This window comes from Clostridium sp. AM34-9AC, from assembly GCF_003480225.1.
In the GTDB taxonomy this organism is placed as follows: domain Bacteria; phylum Bacillota; class Clostridia; order Lachnospirales; family Lachnospiraceae; genus Acetatifactor; species Acetatifactor acetigignens.
In genome coordinates, this window is sequence record NZ_QUIU01000016.1 from 78414 (window position 1) to 85079 (window position 6666).

At 47.3% G+C, this 6666-nt stretch carries 4 protein-coding genes; all 4 read left to right on the forward strand.

What is annotated here, in order from left to right:
- The first annotated feature begins 74 nt into the window (after window positions 1–74).
- The 4 genes from DW835_RS10910 (at window position 75) to clpX (ending at window position 6628) form a co-directional block, all read left to right on the forward strand.
- Window positions 75–1013: a glycosyltransferase family 2 protein gene (locus DW835_RS10910; protein ID WP_117467071.1), complete on the forward strand. Its 939-nt coding sequence runs from the start codon at window positions 75–77 to the stop codon at window positions 1011–1013.
- 2 nt (window positions 1014–1015) lie between these two features.
- Complete coding sequence (gene glmS, locus DW835_RS10915) at window positions 1016–2842, forward strand: glutamine--fructose-6-phosphate transaminase (isomerizing) (RefSeq protein ID WP_022313599.1); 1827 nt, start codon at window positions 1016–1018, stop codon at window positions 2840–2842.
- A 200-nt stretch (window positions 2843–3042) separates the two neighbouring features.
- The gene (locus tag DW835_RS10920) at window positions 3043–4491 is read left to right on the forward strand and encodes a trypsin-like peptidase domain-containing protein (RefSeq protein ID WP_118731100.1); all 1449 of its coding nucleotides are present in this window, start codon (window positions 3043–3045) and stop codon (window positions 4489–4491) included.
- 553 nt (window positions 4492–5044) lie between these two features.
- Window positions 5045–6628, forward strand: coding sequence for an ATP-dependent Clp protease ATP-binding subunit ClpX (gene clpX, locus DW835_RS10925; protein WP_118731101.1), 1584 nt, complete (start codon window positions 5045–5047; stop codon window positions 6626–6628).
- The last annotated feature ends 38 nt before the right edge of the window (window positions 6629–6666 follow it).

The following is a 6666-nucleotide window of genomic DNA, read 5'->3' on the forward strand; positions in this document are numbered from 1 at the left end:
AGGAAAAGGCTTGTGCCGCAATAAGAGTTAAAGTATAATGAACCAGAGATTGGAAAAGTGAGGAGCGCTCTGACATGGAGATAGATGTGATCATTCCCCTGTATAAGCCGGGAAAAGAATTATTTACATTATTGGATAAACTGGGCAGTCAGAGCGTACCGGTACATCAGGTGATTCTTCTGAATACGGAAGAAAAATATTTTGATCAGCTGATCTACGGAATCAGATTTCTGGAAACCTATCAGAATATCAAGGTATACCATGTATCCAAAAGAGAGTTCGATCATGGCGGTACGAGACGGATGGGAGTAAAAAAGTCTTCTGCGGATGTCTTCGTGATGATGACACAGGATGCCATGCCGAAAGATGACAGGCTGATCGAAAAACTGGTGGAACCCCTGCAGGGGGAAGTGGCGGTGGCCTATGCGAGACAGCTGCCCAGAGAGGATTCGACACCGGTGGAGAGCTATACCAGAGAATTTAACTATCCGGCAAAGTCCCGGATCAAATCGGCAGCAGACCTGGACAGCCTGGGGATCAAGACCTTTTTCTGCTCCAATGTCTGTGCGGCCTATCGCCGGGAGATCTATGAGGAACTGGGCGGGTTCGTCAGACATACGATATTTAATGAAGATATGATCTATGCGGCAAAGGCGGTGGAAGCAGGATACTCTGTGGCTTATGCGGCGGATGCGCAGGTGGTACATTCTCATAATTATACCAACGGGCAGCAGTTCCACAGAAACTTTGACCTGGGAGTATCGCAGGCAGAGCATCCCGAGATTTTTGCAGCATATCCTTCGGAGTCCGAGGGAAAACGAATGGTGAAAGATGTGACGGTATATTTGCGCAGCAACCATATGTCTGCCGGATTGCCCCATTTTTATATGCAATGCGCCTGTAAATATGCAGGTTATTTACTGGGAAAGAACTATCGCAGGCTCCCGAAAAAATGGGTACTTGCTTTTACTTCCAACAAGGAATACTGGAAACAGAACAGAAAGGATGTATGACTATGTGTGGTATTGTAGGTTATATTGGAACAGAACAGGCAGCGCCGATCATTCTGGACGGTCTGTCCAAGCTGGAATACCGTGGATATGATTCCGCAGGTATGGCGATTTTTGACGGTGAGAAGATCAACACCAGAAAAGCAGTGGGAAGACTTAAGGTTCTGGAGAACCTGACCCACGGCGGAGAGAATATGAAAGGAACCTCCGGTATCGGACATACCCGTTGGGCAACTCACGGAGCTCCCAGCGATATCAATTCCCATCCGCATATGAACAATGCGGGAACCATTGCCGTGGTACACAACGGCATTATCGAGAACTATATTCCCCTGAAGAAAAAGATGCAGGATAAGGGGTATCAGTTCGTATCCGAGACTGATACCGAGGTATTGGCACATCTGTTAGACTATTATTACAAGGGAAATCCTCTGGAAGCCATCACGAAGGTGCTTCATCGTGTGGAAGGCTCTTATGCGCTGGGAATCATGTTTGCAGATCAGCCGGATAAGATTTTTGCAGCCCGCAAGGACAGCCCGCTGATCGTGGGAAAGAGCGACAACGGCAGCTTTATCGCTTCCGATGTTCCTGCGATATTGAAATATACCAGAACCGTATATTATGTAGACAATCAGGAAGTTGTGGAATTACAGCAGGGTAGTCTGCGTTTCTTCTCCGTGGATGAGGAAGAGATCGAGAAGCAGCCGGTGACCATTGACTGGGATGCCAATGCGGCAGAAAAGGCTGGATATGAGCACTTCATGCTGAAAGAGATCTATGAGCAGCCGAAGACCATCAACGATACCATCTCTCCGAGAATCAAGGATAATGATATTGTGATCGAAGAGCTGAACATGAGTGATGAAGAGATCAAAGAGATCACGAAGATCCATATTGTGGCCTGCGGCTCCGCATATCATACCGGAGTTACCGCAAAATATGTGATCGAGGGTCTGGCAAGAATCCCGGTAGAAGTGGATGTGGCCAGTGAATTCCGTTATCGTGATCCGATTCTTCAGAAGGGTAATATGGTCATTGTCATCAGCCAGTCCGGTGAGACGGCAGATACTCTGGCAGCACTGAGAGAGTCCAGGGAAAGGGGCTTCAAGGTACTGGGCATTGTCAATGTGGTGGGAAGCTCCATTGCCAGAGAGGCAGACAGTGTTATGTATACCTGGGCAGGTCCCGAGATCGCAGTGGCTACCACCAAGGCTTACAGTGCACAGCTAACTGCACTTTACATGCTGGCTATGAAATTCGCCAGGGTACGTGGTACTATTGATCAGGAGAAGTTCGCCGGTATGCTGACAGATTTAAGATGCCTGCCGGATCAGATCGAACTGCTTCTGGGACAGAAGGAGAAGATCCAGCATTTTGCCAACCGTTACGTGGGAGCAAGAGATATCTTCTTCATCGGACGCGGTATTGATTACGCGATTTCACTGGAAGGATCCTTGAAACTGAAGGAGATCTCCTATATTCATTCCGAGGCTTATGCAGCTGGAGAACTGAAGCATGGTACGATTTCTCTGATCGAAGATGGTACGCTGGTAGTGGCTTTGGCAACCCAGCCGGATCTGTTCCAGAAGACCATCAGTAATATGGTAGAAGTAAAAGCAAGAGGAGCCTTTGTTATGGCAGTCACCATTGAAGGCAACAAGGCCATTGAGAAAGCGTCGGATTATGTAATATACATCCCCGAGACCAATCCGTACTTTACCAATTCTCTGGCAATCATTCCTTTGCAGTTGTTCTCCTACTATGTGGCAGTGGGACGCGGCTGTGACGTGGATAAACCCAGAAACCTGGCAAAATCCGTTACTGTTGAGTAGAGTGTAATAACTTACCCATAGAGAGACTGCTTGCAGGCAGAACAGACTCTCTGTTTTTTCAGGATTCATAATTGCTTCAGAAAGTTATCACAATTCGGACACAATTGACGGATATACTGTGTTCATAAGGTGAGAGGAAGAAATGAAACAGGTAATGGTAAAAAGAGTTTCTCACTTGCAACAGGATAGGAGGAAGCAATATGTACGAGAATGATAATTTTTCCGGTTACGGAACCGGCAATGAAAATACAACCGGTACATTCAGTGGAGCAGATCTGAATGAGACAAGAACAGAAAACAGTTATGGCTATGAAAATCATAGTACTACCCAGAGTGCAGCAGGAAGCACGAATGGTTACACCACTTATCAGATGGGCGGAACCACAGGCAGCAACAATACGGAGCCTAAGAAAACCCAAAAACATGGCGGTTACTTCCGGAAGGCAATGGTAAGTGTCAGCCTGGGATTGTTCTTCGGACTGTTCGCAGGAATCGGTTTCTATGCAGTACAGCAGGGAACCGGGATGTTTACGACCAGCACAGATACCGCAGTGGTAGATGAGATCGCTTCTGAGGCAACGACAGAAAGTACCCAGAGTGCACAGCTGGCTACCAATGTTACTTATGTAGAGTCCGATGTATCCAATGTGGTAGAAAAAGTAATGCCTGCCATGGTATCCATCGTAAATAACTTTACCGAGACAGCCAATGTCTTCGGACAGCAGTACACACAGGAAGAAGCAGCCAGTGGTTCCGGTATCATTGTAGGTAAGACCGATGATGAACTGCTGATCGTATCCAATAATCATGTAGTAGAGAGTGCAGATACTCTGACCGTTACTTTTATCGATGGCAGTGAAGCACAGGCACAGGTCAAAGGACTGGATTCCGACATGGATCTGGCAGTGATCGCAGTATCTTTAAATGATCTGAGTGATGATACCAAGAATGCTATTACAGTAGCAACACTTGGCAGCAGTGATGATCTGAAGCTTGGTGAGCCGGTCATCGCTATCGGTAATGCCCTTGGCTATGGTCAGTCTGTTACCAACGGTATTGTAAGTGCCCTGAATCGTGAGATCACTCTGGAGAACGGCTCTACCGGTCTGGAGAACGGCTCTACCGGTACTTTCATCCAGACCAACGCAGCCATCAACCCCGGTAACTCCGGCGGTGCACTGCTGAACATGAATGGTGAGGTTATCGGTATCAACTCCAACAAGATCGGTGGTACTGCCGTAGAAGGTATGGGATATGCTATCCCGATTACTTCGGCAAGTCCTATCATTGCAGATCTGATGGAGCGTCAGACCAGAACCAAGGTAGCTGAGGATGAAGTCGGTTACATCGGCATCTCCCTGCAGGAAGTAACTTCCCAGATCTCCCAGATGTACAACATGCCGGAAGGTATCTATGTAGTATCTGTAGAGGAAGGCAGCGCAGCAGCCAATGCCGGTATCATGAAAGGTGATATCATTACCAAATTTGACGGCAGCAGTATCTCTTCTTACTCTGATCTGCAGAAAACGTTACAGTATTATGCGGTCGGTGATTCCGTAACCGTAACGGTACAGAGACCTCAGAACGGTGAATATGTATCCATCGAGCTGAATCTGACACTGGGCAGCAGACCTGCAAGCCAGAAATAAAGAAATAACAGGTAAATAAAAGGAAATAGAAAGAGACCCGGGCGAGACATATGGTTTTGCCCGGGTCTTGTAATATTTACCAAAATATGAATAGTTATAAATGGTTTAGAAAAACTTAACTTGTGCCCCGCTACTTCATTGAGTATAATAAGCGTAGGCAATGAGAAGTGTCAGACACGGGTATTATGCAATATAACTGCTTGCAGGCATTATTGCGTAATGGCCGGGGATGATAGGGCGAAGCCCGGATATCGAGGGAACACGAAGTGTTGCCGAGATACACTGCGAAGATGCTTTGGAGCCGGGGATGATAGGGCGAAGCCCGGATATCGAGGGAACACGAAGTGTTGCCGAGATACACTGCGAAGATGCTTTGGAGCCGGGGATGATAGGGCGAAGCCCGGATATCGAGGGAACACGAAGTGTTGCCGAGATACACTGCGAAGATGCTTTGGAGCCGGGGATGATAGGACGAAGCCCGGATATCGAGGGAACACGAAGTGTTACCGAGATACACTGCGGAATAGTGGTAGGAAACAAAGAGGAGAATAACATGACAGATAATTATAATGATGATTATAGAGAAGTGATCCCTGAGGAGGAAAAAACAGAGACCAATGTGAGTGAAACTCAGGATAACGAAAAAAATAATGGAAACACACAGGTGGCGGATACTGCAAAAGAAAATTCCACCGAAAAAAAGTCAGAGGACAAAAAGGACAGCAGCGAATACGAAGATGTCTGCTTTATCTGCCGCAGACCGGAGAGCAAAGCCGGCAGAATGTTCAAGCTGCCCAACCATATCTGCATCTGCGATGATTGCATGCACAAGACCATGGAGACTGTGAGCCAGTTCGATTATCAGGGAATGTTGAACAATCCCAATGATTTCAACCAGTTTAACGGACAGAACGGATTCCCCAACATCAGTTTTGTGAATCTGGCGGATCTTCAGGGAGACGGCGGTATTCCCAACAAGCAGAAACTCAAGAAGAAAAAGAAGGCGGAAGGTCCCAAACCGGTATTCAATATCAAGGACATTCCGGCACCTCATAAGATCAAGGCCAGTCTGGATGAATACGTGGTAGGACAGGAAAAAGCCAAGAAGGTCATCTCCGTAGCAGTATACAACCATTACAAGAGAGTGGCCACTGACACTATGGATGAGATTGAGATCGAAAAGTCCAACATCCTCATGATCGGCCCCACCGGTTCCGGTAAGACCTATCTGGTAAAGACACTGGCAAAACTTCTGGATGTGCCTCTGGCTATTGCTGATGCCACCTCTCTGACTGAGGCCGGTTATATCGGTGATGATATTGAGAGCGTGGTATCCAAATTGCTGGCAGCGGCGGGCAATGACGTAGAAAAGGCGGAAAAAGGTATCATCTTCATCGATGAGATCGACAAGATCGCCAAGAAGAAAAACACCAACTCCCGGGATGTCAGCGGAGAGAGTGTACAGCAGGGTATGTTGAAGCTTCTGGAAGGTGCGGAAGTGGAGGTGCCGGTAGGTGCCAACAGCAAAAATGCCATGGTACCTTTGGCAACGGTGAACACCCGTAACATTCTGTTTATTTGCGGTGGTGCGTTCCCGGATCTGGACGAGATCATCAAGGAGCGCCTGACCAAGACCGCATCCATCGGTTTCAACTCGGAACTGAAGGATAAATACGATAAAGATACCGATATTTTATCCAAGGTGACTGTGGAGGATATCCGCAAGTTTGGTATGATTCCGGAATTTATCGGTCGTCTGCCGATCATTTGTACTTTACAGGGATTGTCAAAGGATATGCTGGTGAAGATCCTGAAAGAGCCGAAGAATGCGATTCTTAAGCAGTACCAGAAGCTGTTGGAGCTGGATGAGGTAAAACTGGAGTTCACAGACGATGCCCTGGATGCCATTGCCGAGAAGGCAATGAAGCGCGATACCGGTGCCAGAGCCCTGCGCTCCATCATCGAGGACTTCATGCTGGATATCATGTATGAGATCCCGAAGGATGATAACATCGGAAGGGTTACCATTACCAGAGAGTACATTGAAGGAACCGGCGGCCCCATCATCGACATCCGCAGTAATGAGATCCTGGAACCCGTGGAGAATCTGAAGCAGATTCCGGTGGAAGAGAAATAAATTGAGAGTTAGTGAAATACATTGGCAAAATCCACGAA

Bases quoted from the DNA above. Each gene is read 5' to 3' on its own strand.
- glmS (WP_022313599.1), top strand. From the start codon at position 1,016: ATGTGTGGTATTGTAGGTTATATTGGAACAGAACAGGCAGCGCCGATC.
- clpX (WP_118731101.1), top strand. From the start codon at position 5,045: ATGACAGATAATTATAATGATGATTATAGAGAAGTGATCCCTGAGGAG.
- DW835_RS10910 (WP_117467071.1), top strand. From the start codon at position 75: ATGGAGATAGATGTGATCATTCCCCTGTATAAGCCGGGAAAAGAATTA.
- DW835_RS10920 (WP_118731100.1), top strand. From the start codon at position 3,043: ATGTACGAGAATGATAATTTTTCCGGTTACGGAACCGGCAATGAAAAT.